Consider the following 19,106-nt stretch of genomic DNA (forward strand, 5'->3'; position numbering starts at 1 on the left):
GCGGGAGAGCGGGAGAGCGGGAGAGCGGGAGAGCGGGAGAGCGGGAGAGCGGGAGAGCGGGAGAGCGGGAGAGCGGGAGAGCGGGAGAGCGGGAGAGCGGGAGAGCGTAAAGCGGGGGTGCGGGAGCACGGGAAAGCGGTGAAGCGGGGGAGCGGGGTGCGGGAGCACGGGAAAGCGGAGAGCCGGCGTCGAGTGCGGCGTGGACGGTCGCGACGGCTTCGCGGCGGTCGGTTCGGTTCCACGCGCCGGCGATGACGCTACCACCCAGAGTCAGCGTGTTGATCTGTCTCAGGCGGCCGAAGTCACGCCGTTCCATCACTGTTCTCCCCTCGTGGCGAGCTTGCCGGAATCGACCGTAGAACCTTGAGGGTGCTCCGGCTCAAGTGGTGGATTTCCTTCGGCGTGCCGTCGATGGGGGAAAGTCCAGCAGGTGAATAATTCGTGCTCTCGCGCTGCCGGAGCAGCGAAGATGTCGTGGCGGGAAGGGGGAGCGGTGGACGTCGTGGCGCAGTGGGTGAGCACCGAGTGGACCAAGCGATCGCGGGGTGGCCCGGGTGCGGCGCGGCGTAACGCGGTGCCTGTGGGGTTCCGTCTGCCGGGTCGCCGGTCCGGTGTCGTGCACGAGGTGTCCATTACGGAGCGTAACGACTTTGTGCCGGTTGAGTCGATCGACGTGGTGGCGCCGGAGCGGGAGCCGGGCATGGGCCGGTCGGGTCTGCGGCTGGTGCGGGCGGACAAGGGGGTGCGGGTCGAGTTGCTGCTCGCCCGGCATGGCGCCCCGGGCCGGGACCGGCGGCCGCCCGGGGTGTGGCTGGGCCCGGGGCAGTGGCTGCGCTGGCAGGTGAACTACCGGATGTCGTGGCCGCTGATCGAGGGCGGCCGGTGGGAGTACCGGCAGGACACCCTCAATCTGGCGGTGGGCCCGGCCGATCCGGAGCTGTTCTTCGGCGAGCCCACCCGGCACGTCGACGAGCGGGGGTTCCTCAGATGACGACGAAGATGGCGACGAAGATGGCGACGAAGATGACGACGAAGATGGCGACGAGGGCGATCACTTGCTCGGTTCGGGAACGTCGCAGTTCACTTTCGGGTTGACGCCCATCCAGTTGAGCGGGCCGGCGATGGTGGTGACGATGACCGTGCCGGCTTCCGCACAGCTGGCGTCTTCGCTGTCGGAGAAGTAGCCGCGCTCGTAGGCGGCGATCACGCCGAGCACGAGCCAGATGACGATGAGAACAGCACCGATGCGCATGAGAGCCTCCAAACGGGGATGCGCTGCGGGTACCCCGTTGGAGGCGATCACTAAACGGGCTTGCGCGCCTGGAGGGTGTAGGTGTGCGGCAGCCGTGCGGGCCGGTCGGTGAGTTGCCATTCCCCGTCGCCGAGGTCGCGCATCCGGCCGTTCAGGGCGTTCCACGGCACGGACTGGTGCTCCTCGAACCCGGTCAGGGTGAGGCCGGCTTCGAGGACCGCGGTGATGATCTCGCCGATGCCGTGGTTCCACTCGTGCGTCACGGTGTGGGTGAAGACGTGGTCGGTGGCCACGTAGGTGAACGGCTCGTCGTACACCTGCGGTTGTTCCTGTTCGAAGTACGGCTCGGTGAGGCTGAGCAGTCCGTCGGTCCGGTCGTAGTCGAGCGCCCACAGCACCGGGTGCCCTTCGCGGATGAACAACCGGCCGCCCGGCGCCAGCAGTGACGCCACGGTCTGCGCCCACCGGTTGACCGACGGCAGCCAGCAGAGCGCCCCGATCCCGGTGTAGACCAGGTCGAATTCCCCGTCCAGGACGTCGCGTGCGGCGTACACATCGCTCTGAATGAAGTTGATCTTCGCGCCCGCGGCGAGAGCGAGGGCGCGTGCTTCGGTGAGCGAGGCGCCGGAGAAGTCGAGGCCGGTCATGTCGGCGCCGAGCCGGGACAGCGAGACGGTGTCGGTGCCGATGTGGCACTGGAGATGCACCCCTCGCAGCCCGGCCACGTCGCCGAGGCGTTGCCGGTCGAACCGGACCACGTCGCTCAGGTGCGCCGGATCCTCGGCGAACCTGGCGACGCGGTAATCGGGTGAGTTCGCATGGGCGGTCGCGCGATCGTCCCAATTGGCCCGATTGATCGAGAGATAGTCCGTCATATTCCGGACGCTATGCGATCACGGAACCAGAGCGCACTTCGTTTTGGCGTACGCGTCTGGGTCTCGTAATCGACATGCACCAGGCCGAACCGTTTCGCGTAGCCCTCGGCCCACTCGAAGTTGTCCATCAGCGACCAGGCGAAATAGCCGCGCACGTCGGCGCCCTGGGCGCGGGCCGCGGCGACCGCGTCGACGTGGGCCGCGAGGTACGCGGTCCGCTCGGTGTCCTCGACGAACCCGTCCGGATCCGGGTGGTCGGGGTAGACCGCGCCGTTCTCGGTGACCACGAGCGGGTAACCGTAGTCGTGGTGCAGCCGCAGCAGCAGGGTGGTGAACCGGTCCGGGGTGACCGGCCAGCCCAGGTCGGTCTGCGGCACGTCCGGCTTGATCTCCCGGACCACCGGGTGGCCGTCGGCGTCGACGGTGTTGCCGTCGAGGTCACGTCCGGCGAAGTCCTGCCCGAAGTAGAAGTTCACCCCGAGCATGTCGATCGGCGTCGAGATGATCTCCATGTCGCCGTCGCGGACCGGTAGTTCGTAGCCGCGGGCCGCGAGGTCCTCGACGACGTCCGCCGGGTAGCGGCCGTGGCGCAGCGGGTCCAGGAAGATCCGGGCCACGTTGCCGTCGGCCCGCCAGGCCGCCGCGATGTCGACCGGATCGTCCGAGGCGGGGGTGGCCGTGCCGATGTTCAGCGGGATGCTGACCGTTCTGCCCGCCTCCTTGAGCATGGCGGCCTGTAGTCCGTGCCCCAGCAGCAGATGGTGGGTGGCCGCGACGGCCGCGCCGAAGTCCCGCAGGCCGGGTGCGAAGACACCGTAGGCGTAGCCGAGGTAGGCCACACACCACGGCTCGTTGACCGTCGACCAGTTCTGGACACGATCGCCCAGGCGGGAGATGACCAGCTGGGAGTAGTCGGCGAGCCGGTAGGCGGTGTCCCGGTTGGTCCAGCCGCCCGCGTCCTCCAGCTCCTGCGGCAGGTCCCAGTGGTAGAGGGTCAGCCACGGGTCGATCCCGTTGCCCAGCAGCTCGTCGACCAGCCGGTCGTAGAAGGCCAGGCCGGCCGGGTTCGCCGGGCCGCGCCCGTTCGGCTGGACCCGGGTCCACGAGGTGGAGAACCGGTAGGCGTTCACCCCCAGGCTCTTGATCAGCTGCACGTCGGCCGGCATCCGGTGGTAGTGGTCGCACGCCACGTCACCGGTCTCCCCGACCACCTCCCGGGCGAAGGTGTCCCAGATGGACGGCGTGCGCCCGTCCTCCGCGGCCGCGCCCTCGATCTGATAGGCCGAGGTGGCCACACCCCAGGTGAACGCCATCAGCTCTCCACCAGCCAGCACGCCACCGAGCGGTCCCCGTGCGGGGTGAGCACCGGGATCTTCGACGAGCACGGCTCGAACGCCTTCGGGCACCGCGGGTGGAACGAGCACCCGCTCGGCATGCCCTTCAGATCGGGCGGGGAGCCGGGGATGCCGGTCAGCTCACGGCGCGGGCCACGCAGGGCCGGGAAAGAGCCCAACAACCCCGAGGAGTACGGATGAAGCGCGTCCCGGTAGATCGCGGCGGCCGGCGCCTCCTCGACGATCCGGCCGCCGTACATGATCGCGATCCGGTTGGAGAACTCGACCAGCAGCGACAGGTCGTGGGTGATGAAGATGACCGAGAAGCCGAGCCGTTCCCGCAGCTCGACGAGCTGGCCCAGGATCTGCCGCTGCATCACCACGTCGAGCGCGGTGGTCGGCTCGTCCATGATCACGACCTGGGGCTGGAGGATCAGCGCCATGCCGATCATGACGCGCTGCCGCATGCCGCCGGAGAGCTGGTGCGGGTAGGCGTCCATCCGGTCCGGCGCGATGCCGACCAGTTTCAGCATCTCCCGGGCCCGGGCGTTGCGGCTGTTCTCGCTCATCTTCGGGTCGTGCGCGCGGAGCACGTCGGTGAGCTGGGTGGAGATCTTGTGCACCGGGTTGAGCGAGTTCATGGCGCCCTGGAACACGATCGCCGTCTCGGCCCAGCGGAACGCCTGCAACTGGCGGTCGGTGAGGCTCAGGACGTCGTACGGGTCGCCCTTCTCCGGGTGGTAGATCACCTCGCCGCCGGTGATCACGCCGGGCGGCGGCAGCAGGCGGGTCATCCCGTAGGCGAGGGTGGACTTGCCCGAACCGCTCTCGCCGGCCAGACCGAGCACCTCACCACGGTGCAGGGTGAGGCTGACGTCGCGGATCGCGTGGACCGCCTGGTCGCCCAGGCCGTAGTCCACGTTCAGGTTGCGGATCTCGATGACCGGCTCGCTCACGGCAGAGGCTCCTTACGGATGACCGGGGTGAAGCCGATGCGCATCCGTACCGTACGCCCGGTGTTGGTCTTGATCTTGGTCTTTCCGGCACTGCGGAGCCGGGGGCTGACGAACTCGTCGATGCCGAAGTTGACCAGCGCGAGGGCGGTGCCCAGGACCGCGATGGCCAGGCCGGCCGGCACGAACCACCACCAGGCGTTCTGCGCGAGCGCCTGCTGACCCTGCGCCCAGAACAGGATGGTGCCCCAGTTCCACGTGGTGGCCGAGGTGACGCCGATGAACGCCAGGGTGATCTCGGAGAGCACCGCGAAGATGACCGTGCCGACGAAGCCGGAGGCGATCACCGCGGTCAGGTTGGGCAGCAGCTCGAAGGTGATCACCCGCCAGGTCCGCTCGCCGGTCGCGCGGGCCGCCTCGACGAAGTCGCGCCGTCGCAGCGACAGCGTCTGCGCCCGCAGCACCCGGGCGTTCCAGGACCACGAGGTGAGGCCGATGACCAGGGCGATCAGCCAGTCCTCGGCGTTGTCCAGGGTGGACGTGATGATGATGATCAGTGGCAGCGCCGGGATCACCAGGAAGACGTTGGAGAGCGCGGAGAGCACCTCGTCGGTCTTGCCGCCGACGTAGCCGGCGGTCACGCCGATGATCACCGACAGCACGGTCGCCACGATGCCGGCGAAGAAGCCGACGAACATGACGCTGCGGGTGCCCTCCAGCAGCTGGCTGAACACGTCCTGGCCGAGGTGGGTGGTACCCATCCAGTGCTCGGCGGACGGCGGCTGGACCAGGTCGTCACCACGGGCGCCCGGGTCGTACGGGGTGATCCACGGCCCGATGACCGCGAGGATCCCGTAGATCGCCAGAATGAGTAGCCCGGCGGCCGCCTTCTTGTTGGCCACGAACCGGAACCGTTGCCGTTTCGCGGGCGCCGCGACCGGCGCCACCTGCTCCATCGTCACAGCGGAAGCGGTCATCGCCTCAGCCCTCCTTGCGGGTACGCGGGTCGAGGAGCAGGTACGCGATGTCCGCGAGCAGGTTCGCCACCAGCACCGAGATCGTGATGATCAGGAAGATGCCCTGCATGAGCGGGTAGTCCGAGGCGCCCAGCGCCTGGAACAGCTGGAAACCCACACCCGGGTACGAGAAGACGATCTCCACGAGCAGCGTGCCGCCGACGATGAAGCCGAGCGACAGCGCGAACCCGGAGACGTTGGGCAGCAGCGCGTTGCGGGCCGCGTAGCTCATCGCGACCCGCCGGTCGGACAGGCCCTTGGCGTGCGCCACGGTGATGTAGTCCTCGGACGAGACGGTGACCATCATGTTGCGCATGCTCAGGATCCAGCCGCTGACCGAGGAGATCAGGATGGTCAGCGCGGGCAGCAGGCTGTGCTGGATGGCGCTCGGGATGAAGTACTGGTCGAAGGCCGGCACCAGGCCCGCGTCGAAGCCGCCGGACGACGGGAAGAAGCTGTCCGGGCCGGTGAGCAGGTAGATCGCGATGATGCCGAGCCAGAAGTAGGGCACCGAGGACAGGAACGTGGTGACCGGCAGCAGGCCGTCGGTCCACGAGCCGCGACGCCAGCCGGCCAGGACGCCGAGACCGGTGCCGAGCAGGAAGCTGATCACCGTGGTGATGCCGACCAGCAGCAGCGTCCAGGGCAGGCTGCTGCTGATGATCTCGGAGACCGGCGTGGGGAAGAAGGTGAACGACAGGCCCAGGTCGCCGGTGAGCAGCTGCTTCCAGTAGCTGACGTACTCCTCCCACAGGTTCGCGTCCTTGTTCAGGCCGAACAGGACGTACAGGGAGTCGATGGCCTGCGAGCTGAGCTGGCCCTGGTACTTGGTGACCAGCGCCTGCACCGGGTCACCGGGGATCATCCGGGGGATGAGGAAGTTCAGCGTGATCGCGGCCCACGCGGTGAACAGGTAGAACGAGACGCGCTGGAGGAAGTACTTCACTTCGCCACCTCTTCGGTGTCGTACAGCCAGCAGGCGGCCCAGTGGCCGGGCGCGTCACCGATCTGCAACGGCACCGGCAGGTCGGTCGAGCAGCGCGGCATCGCGGACGGGCAGCGCGGGTGGAAGCGGCATCCGCTGGGCGGGTGGATCAGGCTCGGCGGCTCGCCGTTGCCCCGATCGTCGTCGGCGGCCTCGGCCGCGCCGGTGAGCCGGTCCGGGTCCGGGGCGCTTTCGATCAAGAGCCGGGTGTACGGGTGAGCCGGCGACTGCGTGACCGTCTCGCTGTCGCCACCCTCCACCATCCGGCCCGCGTACATGACCATCGTCTGGTCGGCGAAGTACCGGGCCGACGCGATGTCGTGGGTGATGTAGAGGATCGCCAGGTTGAGGCGCTCCTTGAGATCACGCAGCAGGTTCAGGATGCCGAGCCGGATCGACACGTCCAGCATGGACACCGGCTCGTCGGCGAGCAGGGCCTCCGGTTCGGCGCCGAGCGCGCGGGCGATCGCGACCCGCTGCCGCTGGCCACCGGACAGCTCGTGCGGGAACTTGTCGAGGTACCGCTCCGGCGGGGTGAGCGCGACCCGTTCGAGCAGGGCGTGCAGGGCCTGCTCCAGCTCGGCGTCGGTCGACCCGGCGTTGCCGTGGACCTTCAGCGACCGGGTCAGGTGGTAGCGGATGGTGTGCACGGGGTTCAGCGACGCGAACGGGTCCTGGAAGATCATCTGAACCCGGGCGCAGTAGCGACGGAACGCCGTACCCGCCTTGACCCTGGTCGACTCGCCGTGCAGCCGGATGTCACCACCGGTACGCGGATAGAGCTGGGCGAGCAGGCGGGCCACCGTGGACTTGCCCGAGCCGGACTCGCCGACCAGGGCCACCACCTGACCGCGGCGGAGGGTGAGGTTCACGTCATCGACGGCGTGAACCGCGTCATGCCGGTTGGAGAAGAGATCACGCAGTCGCCGGCGGACGGGGAAGTGCTTGGTCAGGCCGATCGCCTCGAGCACCACCTCGTCGGCCGGCGCCTTCGCGTCCGGGATCGACGTCATGCCGGAGTTTCCTTCGTACAGGAGAGGGCGGGCGCCCCGGGAACGGACCGGGGCGCCCGCGAGCGGCGTGTCAGGAGTTGGCGGGCTGGAGCTTGAGCACGACGGTCAGCGCGCCGGCCTGGGTGGGCTGGAGCGGGGCGTACGAGTCGGCGTCCGACGGCCAGCCGACCCAGTTCTTGGTGCTGTACGCGCCACCGACGTTGTCCGAGCCGACCGGCAGCATCGGGGCCTGCTCCACGAAGATCTTCTGGATCGTCGCGAGCGCCGTCTTACGGGCCGTCTCATCGGTGGCGTTCGAGTACGCCTTGAGCGCGGCGGTCGCCTCCGGGCTCTGGAAGCGGCCGAAGTTGCCCTGCTGGGCGGCGGTGCCGAGCGGCTTGTAGAGGTCGCCGTCCATCACCGTCTGGTAGATGTCGAACGGGGTCGAGCCGCCGTTGGTCCAGCGCAGGGTGGCCTCGAAGTCACCCTTCTGCACGTTGGCGTCCCAGATGTTCTGGTTCGGCTTCTCGACGGTGGCCTCGATGCCGATCTCGGCCAGGTTGCTCTTGATGATCTCCAGCGTGGTCTGGTAGTCGGACCACGGCCCCGGGTCGGTCAGCTTGATGGTCACCGGCTTGCCGGACTTGTCCAGCAGCTTGGTGCCGTCGTACTTGTAGCCCGACTCCTCGAGCAGCTTCTTGGCGCCGGGCGCGTCGACCGAGAACGTCTTGCCCTTGTACTCGTCGGCGATGTAGGCGTCACCCGCGCCCTCCGGCAGGCCGGTGACGCTCTTGATCTCCGGGTGGAAGTAGGCGGCCTCGGCCTGGACGAAGATGTCGTTGCGGTTGATGACCATGTTCATGGCCTGCCGCAGCTTCGGGTCGTCGAACGGCTTCTTGGTGGTGTTGATGTAGAGGCCGTGGATGCCCAGCACGCCCGGCGCCCAGACCTTGAAGTGCTCCGGGTCCTTGGCGACGAAGGTCTGCTGGTAGTTCGGGATGAAGACGAAGCTCCACTCCGACGCGCCGCTCGAGAGAGCCGTGGCCTGCGCGTTGTTGTCGGCGAAGGAGGTGTAGCGCAGCTCCTTGACGGCCGGTTTGGTACCCCAGTAACCGCTCTCCCGGGCGGTGAGGATCGTGGCCTGCTGGGAGAACGACTTCAAGACGTACGGGCCACTGCCGACCGGCTCCTTGATGGTGTCGGTGGCCGGGTCCGCGATCTTCTCCCAGATGTGCTTGGGAACGATCGGGGTCTGCCCGATGACCTTGTGGTGCGTGGTGAACTGCGAGGTCTTGAAGGTCATCTTGACCTTGTTGCCGTCCGCGGTGATCGACTCGTACGGAATGGCGAAGATGTTGAGCGCCTCGTTGCCCTTGATCATGGTGTGCGTGAACACCACGTCCTCGGCGGTCAGCGGCTTACCGTCGGACCAGGTGGCGCCGTCCCGGATCACCAGGTCGACGGTCTTGTAGTCGGCGGACCACTTGATCTCGCTGGCCAGCCACGGGGTCAGCGGCTCGGACGGCTTGGTGTTGTTCCACTGGCCGAGGGGCTCGTAGATCATCCAGCGGTAGCCGAGCGAGGCGCCGGCCGAGGTCCCGATGAACGGGTTGTTGTTCTCGGTGACGGTGCCGTTGGGCATGCCGATCGACAGGAAGTCCACCTTGCCGCCGTTCGCGGCGTTCTTGTTGTCGTTCGGCGAGTCGCCACAGGCGGCCAGTCCGCCACCGGCGAGCACACCGGCCAGGGCGAGCGCGAAAAGCCTTCTTCTCTGCATCGAAATGCTCCTTGCGGAAATCAGCGCGGTGAAAAGGGGTGAGAAGGGTGGAGAGGGGTGCCCGAGGGCGTGCGGCATCGCGTGACCGGCCGACGGCCGGCCCCGGGTGCCACCGATCGCCGGCCGTCGGCCGGGCGGTGCGAGGACCTATGTGGGGTACGGGTTACGTGTCGAGTCAGGTGGAGGAGCGGACCGTGAAGGTCGCCGGGATGATCGTCGGCCGGTTCGGCAGCGGGGTGCCCTCGAAGTGGGCCAGCAGCGCGCGGGCCGCCGCCTCGCCCATCTCCCGCATGGGCTGATGGACCGTGGTCAGCGGCGGCTGCGTGTGCGCCGCCATCGGGATGTCGTCGAAGCCGACGACCGCGACGTCCTCCGGGATGCGGCGGCCGGACTCCAGCAGCGCCTGCATGGCGCCGGCCGCGGAGATGTCGTTGTGGCAGAAGACGGCGTCGAACGCGACACCGGCCCGGATCGCCCGGTGGATCGCCTGGGCGGCGACGTCGAAGGTGAAGTCGCCGAGCATGATCCGTTCCTCGCTCACCGGGTGGCCCGCCTCGGCGTAGACCGCGGCGAACCCGTCCCGGCGTTGCTGGGTGCAGCCGAACTGGGACGGGCCGGTGATCATGAGCGGCTGGTGGCGCCCGATCGAGAGGAGATGGCGGGCGGCCGCGCCGGCGCCCGTGTGGTTGGTCGTGCCGACGCTCGGGATCCGGCCGGAATGCTGGTCGCGATCGTCGATCAGGACCATCGGCAGACCCCGGGCGTGCAGCGTGGCGATGTAGTCGAGGGTGCCCTCCGGCTCGATGACCAGCAGCCCGTCGAAGGACTTGGCCGCCACCTGCGCGGCGAACTGGCGCATCGAGTCCTCACCGCGGTTGCAGGTGAAGAGCAGGAGGCCGTACTCCTCGGCTTCGAGGACGTCGACCGCGCCCTGCACCACCTCGCCCATCCAGGGCCAGGTGAGCGAGGGGACCAGCATGGCGACCACCCGGGTGCGCCCGCGGGCCAGGTTGACGGCTCGGGCGCTGGGCACGTAGCCCAGTTCGTCGATGACCGCCCGGACCCGCGCGGCGGTAGTCTCGTCCAGCTCACCCTTGCCGTTGAGGACCCGGGACACGGTGGTCTTGCTGACCTTGGCCCGGGCCGCCACGTCGGCGATGGTGATGGCCACGCTCGCTCCTCGATGTTGCCAGTGGTGTTGCCTGTGCGTTTCGGAACCGGTTTCGGTACCGGTTCCGGCAGTCAACCCCAGTGAGGGCGGTCACGTCAACGTGCCGAGCGACCTATTTCGATTTCAAGACGGTAACCGCGCTGTTGAATCCGCATTTATCGCCAGGTTCGGGAGAATGACCCCGAGTGGGGCGTCGATCACCAGATCGGCATAGGGCTCCCCACGGGTGACGCCCCGGTTCACGATCGCCACCCGGATCCCGTCCCGGACCGCGCGCAACACGAACCGGCGACCCGACATGACGGTCAGCGACGACCCCAGGATGAGCAGCGTGCGGGCCCGCTGGAGCAGCCCGAACGCGCCCGCCACCCGGTCCGCCGGGACGGTCTCGCCGAAATAGACCACGTCCGGCTTCAGCACCCCGCCGCAGGCCCGGCAGTCCACCACCCGGAACCCGGCCGCCTCGGCGTCGTCCAGTTCCACGTCCCCGTCCGGGTTGACCGTGGTCGCCACCGCCGCGAACCCCGGATTGGCCGCGGTGAGCCGCTCCTCCAGCTCGTGCCGGCCGGACAGCGCGCCACAGTCCAGACAGACGATCCGGGACAGGTTGCCGTGCAGCTCGATCACGTCCCGGGCGCCGGCCGCCTGGTGCAGGCCGTCCACGTTCTGCGTGATCACCCCGTCGACCAGGCCGCTCTCCTGGAGCCGGGCCACCGCCCGGTGGCCGTCGTTGGGGTGCGCGCCACCGATCGTCCGCCAGCCGAGATGGCTGCGCGCCCAGTAGCGCCGCCGGGCCACCGGATCACCGGTGAACGTCTGATAGGTCATCGGGGTGGAGCGGCGGGCCGAACCGGACGGGCCCCGGTAGTCCGGGATCCCCGAGTCGGTGGACAGGCCGGCGCCGCTGAGCACCACCACACCGCCCTCGGCCACCAGCGCGTCCAGCCGCGCCACCTGCTCCACCACCTGAAGGTCCATGACACACATGGTCCCTCGCGCGGGTGACGGATCGAGAACCCCGTACGGGTGGCCGTCGCGACTTCCGCCGGTGCGGGACCACCCGGCTGCGAGTAGCTTGACTCGGAGGTGCTCCATGGAACCCGTCCTACGAACCATTCTCGGAGCGGTGCCGCAGGCCACCGCGTTCTGGCTGATGATTCCGCTCGCCCTGGCCGTCGCGGTCGCCGTGGCGGCGCTGCCCCGCGGCGTGCGGTCCCCGGCCGTCCCGGTCCCCGACGACAACCGGTTCGCCGCCGTCCTGGAGGCGGCCGCCGCCGAGGCCGCCGAGACCGCCCAGCGCCGCCGCACCGAGTGGCTGGCCGCCCAGACCGCCGTCGACGATGCCTGGCAGGCGTACGAGGAGGCCTCCGACGCGGCCCGCCGGATCGCCGCCGCCACCGCCTTCCCGCTGATGAGCCGCCGCCGCAAGCCGGGCGAGAACGTCCACCGCCAGCGCTACCTGCACCGCGTCGCCACCGAGCTGTGCCGCTCCCGGCAACTGTCGATCGCCCAGCTCAACGACGTCTTCGCGCACCGCGGCTGGAACCCGCGACTGCACCCCGTCCAACAGGAGCCGATCCTGCGCAACGCGGTCCGGGCGCACCGCCTCGAGGCGTACCGGAAAGCCGTCGAGCGGGAGCGGGCCGCCTGGCGCGGAGCCGAGGCCGCCGCCGAGACACTGCGCGCCCTGCGTGCCGACGCGGCCGCCGCCCGGCTGGCCGGCCCCGCCGCCGAAACCGCCGAACGGCACTGGTGGACCGAGCAGTGGACACCGGCGGAACTCCCCGCCACCGCCTGAAGTCCACCTCCGAGCCGCACACCGTTCCCAGCGGACTGTGACGACCGCCCGGTAACCTGGCCGGGCGGGACGGCGGTACAGACGCGGCAAGGAGGCGATGGTGACGATTACTCCCGCAGGTGGTTCCTCGCCTGTGGTCCGGATTCACCGGGCCGCACTGATCGAGGACGCCGTGCACGAGATCGTCGAGCGCCGTCTGCGCGGTCGCGGCTGGAAGCCGTACATCACCGCGTACACCGGTTACGGCGCTCCCGGCTGGGCCCGGGTGATGGCCCGGGTGCTGCTCAGCCGCCCCGGACCGGTCCGCCGCAAGCGGGAGAAGATCCGCGGCTGGCGCAGCTTCACCACCACCCCGGTCAGCAGCGCCCTGGTCCGCATCGAGGTCGGGGGTACGGTCACCGAGGCGCGCACCGACCGCAGCGGCTACCTCGACTGCATGGTCAAGGGCGACCTCGACCCGGGCTGGGGCAGCGCGAAACTCTCCACCGAGGGCACCACGCCGGTCGACGCGCCGATCCGCGTGATCGACCCCACAGTCAAGTTCGGTGTGATCTCCGACATCGACGACACGGTGATGGTGACCACACTGCCCCGGCCGTTGCTCGCCGCGTGGAACACGTTCGTCCTCGACGAGCACGCCCGCGCCGCCGTCCCCGGCATGGCGGTGCTCTACGAGCGGATGGTCAACGCCAACCCCGGCACCCCGGTGGTCTACCTCTCCACCGGCGCGTGGAACGTGGCGCCCACCCTCACCCGCTTCCTCAGCCGCCACCTCTACCCGGCCGGCCCCATCCTGCTCACCGACTGGGGCCCCACCCCGGACCGCTGGTTCCGCAGCGGCCAAGAGCACAAACGCAAGTCGCTGCGCCGCCTCGCCGCCGAGTTCCCGGACGTGAAATGGCTGCTCATCGGCGACGACGGGCAGCACGACCAGGAGATCTACTCCGAGTTCGCCCGGGAACACCCGGACAACGTGGCCGCCGTCGCGATCCGCCGGCTCTCCCCGACCCAGGCCGTGCTGGCCGGCGCCATCCCCGGCCCGTCCGACACCGCCGAGGTCGTGCCCTCCGGCGGCAAGACCTGGTTCTCCGCGCCGGACGGCGCCGGCCTGTGGACGCTGCTGCGCGACACGGACCTGGTCTCCTAAGGTTTGTCCACCTCCGGCCTGGTGGTCGCCTCGGCGACGCGCGCGTGCAGCCGGCTCCGGATCTCGTCCGGAGTGTAGGCACGACGTCTGCGCTCCGCCCGGGCGATCACCACCCCGGTCGCCGCCACTCCCGCCAGCCCCGCCAGTCCCGCTACCTTCCACCACCGCATCAGCCGAGAATAGACACCGTGGTTGCCGAACTCAGCCTCGACGAGGCCATCGACCTGACCCGTACCGGTGACATCTGGATCTTCCGGGGCCGATCCGGCCCCGACCGGGCCATCCAGACCCTCACCAACAGCCCGGTGAACCACGTCGGCATGTCCCTGGTGATCGACGACATGCCGCCGTTGATGTGGCACGCCGAGCTGGGCCGATCCCTTCCGGACATGTGGTCCGGCAGCTTCCAGCGCGGCGTCCAGCTGCACGACCTGCGCGACGCGGTCACCGTCTGGGCCCGCCGGTACGGTCAGCGCGGCTGGCTGCGGCAGCTCGACCCGGGCGTCACCCGCGCCATGGAGGACAAGGCGCTCAAGACCGTGGCCCGCCTGGACGGCACGCCGTTCCCGTCCACCTCCCAGCTCGCCTTCCGCTGGCTCCGCGGCCGGGTGCCGCAGATCCGTCTGCCCTGGAAGGACGGCGAAGTCAGCGACGCCACCCTGGAGAAGGCGTACTGCGCCGAAGTCGTCGCGGTCACCTATGAGGACATGGGCCTGCTGCCGCGCGGCCGCAAGGCCAACTGGTACGACCCGGGCCGATTCTGGAGCGGCGACGAACTCGAACTGTGCCCCGGATTCACCCTCGGGGAGGAAATCACGGTCCGCGTGCCCGAAGCCTGACCGGGCGGCTAGCGCCGCACGGTCCGGCCCGGGCGGCTGACGCCGCTCGGGCCACTGTGGTCCCGGCGGCTGACAACCCTCAGGCCACTCTGGTCCGGGCGGCTGACATCGCTCGGGTCGCTGTGGTCCGGGTGGCTGACAACCCTCAGGCCACTCTGGTCCGGGCGGCTGACAACGCTCGGGTCGCTGTGGTCCGGGCGGCTGACAACCCTCAGGCCACTCTGGTCCGGGCGGTCGACGCCGCTCGGGTCGCTGTGGTCCGGATGGCTGACAACGCTCGGGTCACTGCGGTCCGGGTGGAGAATGGGCCGCATGAGCGAGCTTGCGGCCGCGGGCCCGCCCGGATGAGCCGCCTGGTCGCCCGGGTGACCGAGGTCGTCGCCCTGGACCGGCTGCGCGCCGCGGCCGCGGCCGGCTCGGGCGCCGTCGTGCTGATCACCGGCGAGGCCGGCATCGGCAAGACGGCGGTCGTCGAGGAGTTCTCCGCCCGGGCGACGGCCGCCGGGGCCACCGTGCTGACCGGCCGCGCCGACCCGGGCGAGGGGGCACCCGCGTTCTGGCCGTGGTCGCGCCTGCTCGACCGCGGCTCGCCCGACCGTGGCTTGCCCGACCGTGGCCTGCCCGACCATGGCCCGCTTGACGGTGGCCCGCTTGACGGTGGCCCGCTTAACGGTGGCCCGCTTGACGGTGGCCCGCTTGACGGTGGCCCGCTTGACGGTGGCCCGCTTGACGGTGGCTTGCCTGACGGCGGTTCGCCCGACCGTGGCCTGCTTGACGGCGGCTTGGTCGATCGCGGCTTGCCCGACCGTGGCCTGCTTGACCACGGCTCGCTTGGTCGCGGCCTGCCCGGCCTCGGCTCCTTTCCGGCGGCGGGCGGCGAACCCGGTGAGCCACCGGCGACCGTGCGGTTCCGGGTCATCCACGCCACCGTCCAGCTCCTGCGGGCCGCGGCGGCCTCCACCGACGGCGGCCTGGTCCTCGTCCTGGAGGACCTGCACTGGGCCGATCCCGCCTCACTCGCCCTGCTCGCCGCCCTGGCCCGGGACGTGGCCGGCGCTCCGATCCTGGTCGTCGTCACCGCCCGCGCGCTCGACATCGATCTCCCCGGCGCCGAGGTCCTCACCCTCGGACCGTGGAACCAGGCGGCCGTCACCGACTACCTGACCCAGCACACCGACGGGCCGGTACACCCTTCCTGGCCACCGGTGGTGCACCGGCTCGGTGGCGGAAACCCGCTCTACACCCGCGAACTGGCCCGCCTGCTCGACGGCCGCCTCCGCCGCCCGGCCACCGCCGTCGACCCACCCGACGGCCTGCTCCGCCTGGCCGGCCGCCGGACCGCCACCCTCACCCCGGCCTGCCGCCACCTCCTCGGCCTTGCCGCCGCACTGGGCCCGGAGATCGACGTCCCCCTGCTAGCCCGGATCACGGCCGCCTCGCCGGGGGCGGCCTCCTCGCCAGCGGTTTCCTCGCCCGTCGCTTCTTCGCCCGTCGCTTCTTCGCCCGTCGCTTCTTCGCCCGTCGCTTCTTCGCCAGCGGCTTCTTGGCCAGCCGCTCCTTCGTCAGCGGCTTCTTCGGCGGTGGCTTCTTCGCCGGTCGTTTCTTCGCCGGTCGTTTCTTCACCGGTCGTTTCTTCGTCGGCCGCTTCTTCGTCGAAGGCCTCTTCGTCGGCTGCTTCGGCCGGCATCGAGACCGCTGGCATCGAGCCGCTTCTCGCCGAGGCGATCGAGGCCGGAGTGCTGGCCGAGGACCGGCTGGCGCCGGCCCGCCTCAGGTTCACCCACGAGCTGCTCCGCGAAGCCCGCTACGCCGAGCTGTCCCGGACCGAGCGGATCACCGCACACCGCCGGATCGCCGAAGCTCTGCACGGCTCCGGCGCCGACCCCGCCGAGACGGCCCGGCACCGGATCCGCTGCGCGGTCGACGACGAATCCCGCCAGGCCGCCCGGGACGCCTGCGAGGCGGCGGCCCGCGAGGCCGGCCGCCGACTCGACCATCACGCCGCGGCCACCTGGCTCGGACAGGCTCTCGACCTCTTCCCGGCCGACCCCGAACTGCGCCTGAACCGGGCCCGCGCCGCCAGCCGCGACGGCCTGCTCGCGCTCGCCGTCGCGGACTGCGCCGCCGTACTCGATCTGGCTGAGGCCGAGAACCGTCCCGGCCTGGCCACCGCGGCCGCCCTGGTCGTCCGCGGCTACGGCGGCCAGGTCGCCCCGGCCCTCGCCCGCCTCTGCGAACGAGCCTTGACCCTGTCCAACGCCGAAGCCGATCGACCGCCGGCCGTGCCCGGTCTCGAAGCTGGTCGGCCGTCGTCCGTGTCTGGTCTCGAAGCTGGTCGGCCGTCGTCCGTGTCTGGTCTCGAAGCTGGTCGGCCGTCGTCCGTGTCTGGTCTCGAAGCTGGTCGGCCGTCGTCCGTGTCCGGCCTCGAAGCTGGTCGGCCGTCGTCCGTGTCCGGCCTCGAAGCCGATCGGCCGTCGTCCGTGTCCGGTCCCGAGGCTGATCGGGCGCTGGCCGATTTCGGGTCCGATGGCGATCGGGTGCCAGCCGTGCCCGGCGCCGAAGGTGGTCAGGCGGAGCGCGCCGAGCTGCTGGCCCACTACGCGTGCCTGCTGGTGGAGACTGGGAACCACGCCCGCGCCGAGGACTTCAGCCGGCAGGCGATGGCCCTGGCCGAGCGAACCGGCGACCCCCGCGCGATGGCCGCCGCCGTACACGCCCGCCACGAGGTGCTGGACCCGTTCGCCGACACCGGCGAGGTCCTTGACCTGGCTGGGCGCAGCTGCCGCCTGGCCACCGCCTCCGGCCGGGTGGACGCCGAACTCTGGGGCCGACTCTGGCGGCTCGACGCCCTGCTGACGCTCGGTGACCTGCCCGCCTACGACGTGGAGGTCACCGGCCTGGCCGATCTCGCGGACCGGATCGGCTGGCCGGTCGCCCGCTGGCACCTGCTGCGGGCCCGCGCCGCCCGCCTGCTGCTCAGCGGCCGGATCAAGGCGGCCCGGGAGACGGCGGACGAGGCGTTCGCCCTGGCCGGGACGTTCGAGGAGCAGCCCGCCCGGGAACTGCACTCGGCCTTCCTCACCTGCCTGGCCCCGTTCACCGGCGAGCCGCCACCGTGGCCGGCCGATCTGCCCGGTGCGATCGCCGACTTCGGCGCCGAACCGATCGTCGCCGCGAATCTCGCCCGCCTGTCGATCCAGGCCGGCGACCAGTTGGCCGGAATCGAGTGTGCCCGCCGTCTTCGCGCCATGCTCCCGGATCTGCCCCGGGACGGCCGTCACACCTTCGTGGCGCTCAGCGCCGGGGAGCTGGCGGCCTGGCTGGGCGACACCGATCTCACCGCCACCGCGTACGCCCTGGCGCTGCCCCGGGCGAACCGGTTCCTCAACGCGATGACCGCCTGCTATGGCGCGATCGCCCGCCCGCTCGGCCTGATGGCCACCGCCCTCGGCGACCGGGAGGCGGCGGCCCGGCACTTCACCGACGCGATCGCCCGGGAGGAACGCTGCGGTGCCGCGCCTTTCGCCGCGCAGTCCTTGTTGGGGTACGCCGTGAGCGTTCACGATGCCGATCCGCGCCTCGCCCGTACCCTGGCCGGTCGGGCTCTCGCCATCGCCCGCCGTCTCGCCCTGCCCGCCCTGGCCGCCGCAGCGGCCGAACTGACCCGTGACGAGTTGACCGCCCGGGAACGGGAAATCGCCACCCTGGCCGCCGAGGGCCTGCCGAACCGCCGGATCGCCGACCGCCTGCACATCTCCGAGCGGACCGTGGAGACGCACGTCCGCAACACCCTGGCCAAATTGGGCGTCACCAACCGCACCCAGCTCGCCGCGCGCCTGCGCCCCGGCGCCGGAACTCAGTACTGACACTGAGGCGCCCGCGCCCGGCCCGCGACAGCCTGTTCCCATGACGACGAATCAGCTCACCGGCATCCGTCCCGGCACCTACCTCCTCGACCCGGCCCGCTCGTCCTGCCGGATCACCGCCACCCACGTGTTCGGCCTGCGGCCGGTGACCGGAACGATGACCCTCACCGGCGGCACCGTCACGGTGGCCGCCGACCCGGAACGCTCGATCGCCTCCGCCGAGCTGGACGCGGCCAGCTTCCTCACCGACGACCCACGCCGTGACCGGGACGTCCGGGGCCGCCGATTTCTGGACACCGCGAACCATCCGGAGATCGGCTTCCGCAGCACCGGCCTGCACCCGGATCCGGAGGGCTGGCGGATGACCGGCGTGCTGGCGGTGCGCGGCGGCTACTGCGACGTAACCGTGAACGTGCGCCCGGCCGTCCCGGTCGGCGACGGCTACCGCCTCACGGCCGCTTGCGTGGTCGACCGCGTCGCGGCCGGAGTCACCGCCGGCCGCGCCCTGATCGCCCGCCACATCCGCATCGAACTCGACCTGTGCGCCATCCGCCTCCCGGCCCCCTCCACCTGATCCCACCAAACTCTCCAGCTGGCCGTGGGAGCTGCTTGAACGGCGCCGAGACAACCCGCACAGCCAGCCGAAAAGATCCAGCTGGCCGTGGGAGCCGCTCAAACGGCGCCGAGACAACCCGCACAGCCAGCCGAAAAGATCCAGCTGGCCTTGGGAGCCGCTCAAACGGCGCCAAGACAGCCCCCACAGCCAGCCGAAAGATCCAGCTTGCCGTGAGGGCTGTTGAGCGGCATTGAGCCAGCTCTGGGAGCGAGCCGGGAAGATCCGGGTGGTTGTGCGGGCTGTTGAGCGGCGTTCATACACCTCTGGCGGCCAGCCGGGAGAATCCAGCTGGCCGCCAGAGGTGTTTGGCGGGTGTTGGGGCAGCTCTGGGGCCAGCCGGAAAGTTGCGGCTGGTGGGGGGGGGTGTCCCTATGGTTTCTGTCAAGCGGCGAGGGCGAGTCTTTCTGCCGGTTTGTGCTGGTACGGCGTATGCGTGCGGAGCATGGCGTGCAGGACGTCGACCCGGCGGCGGGCGAGGCAGATGA

Annotated in this window: 17 protein-coding genes; 6 read left to right on the forward strand and 11 right to left on the reverse strand. The window is 70.4% G+C overall.

The window, feature by feature from the left end:
- The first annotated feature begins 652 nt into the window (after window positions 1–652).
- Window positions 653–991: a hypothetical protein gene (locus tag J5X75_RS43170; RefSeq protein ID WP_238491006.1), complete on the forward strand. Its 339-nt coding sequence runs from the start codon at window positions 653–655 to the stop codon at window positions 989–991.
- 60 nt (window positions 992–1,051) lie between these two features.
- Here J5X75_RS43170 and J5X75_RS43175 read toward each other — a convergent pair whose 3' ends face one another.
- From J5X75_RS43175 to J5X75_RS43220, 10 genes are all read right to left on the reverse strand, one after another.
- On the reverse strand, window positions 1,052–1,252 hold the full coding sequence (locus J5X75_RS43175; protein WP_208473536.1) for a hypothetical protein: 201 nt from the start codon (window positions 1,250–1,252) through the stop codon (window positions 1,052–1,054).
- Window positions 1,253–1,302: 50 nt separating this feature from the next.
- A complete protein-coding gene (locus J5X75_RS43180) occupies window positions 1,303–2,127 on the reverse strand; it encodes a class I SAM-dependent methyltransferase (RefSeq protein ID WP_208473537.1) in 825 nt (274 codons plus the stop codon).
- Window positions 2,124–3,440: a GH1 family beta-glucosidase gene (locus J5X75_RS43185; RefSeq protein WP_208473538.1), complete on the reverse strand. Its 1,317-nt coding sequence runs from the start codon at window positions 3,438–3,440 to the stop codon at window positions 2,124–2,126. The genes J5X75_RS43180 and J5X75_RS43185 overlap by 4 nt, the downstream gene beginning before the upstream one ends.
- Window positions 3,440–4,417 carry an ABC transporter ATP-binding protein gene (locus tag J5X75_RS43190; protein ID WP_208473539.1) on the reverse strand — a complete coding sequence of 326 codons (978 nt, stop codon included), beginning with the start codon at window positions 4,415–4,417 and terminating at the stop codon, window positions 3,440–3,442. Before J5X75_RS43190 ends, J5X75_RS43185 begins: the two co-directional genes overlap by 1 nt.
- Window positions 4,414–5,391, reverse strand: coding sequence for an ABC transporter permease (locus J5X75_RS43195; protein WP_208473540.1), 978 nt, complete (start codon window positions 5,389–5,391; stop codon window positions 4,414–4,416). Before J5X75_RS43195 ends, J5X75_RS43190 begins: the two co-directional genes overlap by 4 nt.
- A 4-nt stretch (window positions 5,392–5,395) precedes the next feature.
- Complete coding sequence (locus tag J5X75_RS43200) at window positions 5,396–6,376, reverse strand: ABC transporter permease (protein WP_208473541.1); 981 nt, start codon at window positions 6,374–6,376, stop codon at window positions 5,396–5,398.
- Window positions 6,373–7,428, reverse strand: a complete 1,056-nt coding sequence (locus J5X75_RS43205) for an ABC transporter ATP-binding protein (RefSeq protein WP_208473542.1) — start codon at window positions 7,426–7,428, stop codon at window positions 6,373–6,375. The genes J5X75_RS43200 and J5X75_RS43205 overlap by 4 nt, the downstream gene beginning before the upstream one ends.
- 70 nt (window positions 7,429–7,498) lie before the next feature.
- A complete protein-coding gene (locus tag J5X75_RS43210) occupies window positions 7,499–9,184 on the reverse strand; it encodes an ABC transporter substrate-binding protein (RefSeq protein WP_208473543.1) in 1,686 nt (561 codons plus the stop codon).
- A 175-nt stretch (window positions 9,185–9,359) separates the two neighbouring features.
- The gene (locus J5X75_RS43215; RefSeq protein ID WP_208473544.1) at window positions 9,360–10,355 is read right to left on the reverse strand and encodes a LacI family DNA-binding transcriptional regulator; all 996 of its coding nucleotides are present in this window, start codon (window positions 10,353–10,355) and stop codon (window positions 9,360–9,362) included.
- A gap of 123 nt (window positions 10,356–10,478) precedes the next feature.
- Window positions 10,479–11,342 carry an NAD-dependent protein deacetylase gene (locus J5X75_RS43220; protein ID WP_208473552.1) on the reverse strand — a complete coding sequence of 288 codons (864 nt, stop codon included), beginning with the start codon at window positions 11,340–11,342 and terminating at the stop codon, window positions 10,479–10,481.
- A gap of 106 nt (window positions 11,343–11,448) precedes the next feature.
- Here J5X75_RS43220 and J5X75_RS43225 point away from each other — a divergent pair, with 106 nt between their 5' ends.
- Window positions 11,449–12,153: a hypothetical protein gene (locus J5X75_RS43225; RefSeq protein ID WP_208473545.1), complete on the forward strand. Its 705-nt coding sequence runs from the start codon at window positions 11,449–11,451 to the stop codon at window positions 12,151–12,153.
- Between the two features lie 97 nt (window positions 12,154–12,250).
- Window positions 12,251–13,300 (forward strand): App1 family protein phosphatidate phosphatase, encoded by a 1,050-nt coding sequence (locus tag J5X75_RS43230; protein ID WP_208473546.1) that lies wholly within the window; start codon window positions 12,251–12,253, stop codon window positions 13,298–13,300.
- Here J5X75_RS43230 and J5X75_RS43235 read toward each other — a convergent pair.
- Window positions 13,297–13,470 (reverse strand): hypothetical protein, encoded by a 174-nt coding sequence (locus tag J5X75_RS43235; RefSeq protein WP_208473547.1) that lies wholly within the window; start codon window positions 13,468–13,470, stop codon window positions 13,297–13,299. The two genes, J5X75_RS43230 and J5X75_RS43235, sit on opposite strands and share 4 nt — an antisense overlap.
- 18 nt (window positions 13,471–13,488) lie before the next feature.
- Between J5X75_RS43235 and J5X75_RS43240 the strand changes: the two genes are divergently transcribed.
- The 3 genes from J5X75_RS43240 to J5X75_RS43250 all read left to right on the forward strand — a co-directional run bounded on the left by J5X75_RS43240 (window position 13,489) and on the right by J5X75_RS43250 (window position 18,579).
- Window positions 13,489–14,139 carry a hypothetical protein gene (locus J5X75_RS43240; RefSeq protein WP_208473548.1) on the forward strand — a complete coding sequence of 217 codons (651 nt, stop codon included), beginning with the start codon at window positions 13,489–13,491 and terminating at the stop codon, window positions 14,137–14,139.
- A 344-nt stretch (window positions 14,140–14,483) separates the two neighbouring features.
- Window positions 14,484–18,005, forward strand: a complete 3,522-nt coding sequence (locus J5X75_RS43245) for a helix-turn-helix transcriptional regulator (protein WP_238491007.1) — start codon at window positions 14,484–14,486, stop codon at window positions 18,003–18,005.
- A gap of 40 nt (window positions 18,006–18,045) precedes the next feature.
- Window positions 18,046–18,579, forward strand: coding sequence for a YceI family protein (locus tag J5X75_RS43250; RefSeq protein WP_208473550.1), 534 nt, complete (start codon window positions 18,046–18,048; stop codon window positions 18,577–18,579).
- Window positions 18,580–19,106 lie beyond the last annotated feature (527 nt).

Origin of the sequence: Actinoplanes flavus, from assembly GCF_017592555.1 — a bacterium.
GTDB classification, from domain to species: domain Bacteria; phylum Actinomycetota; class Actinomycetes; order Mycobacteriales; family Micromonosporaceae; genus Actinoplanes; species Actinoplanes flavus.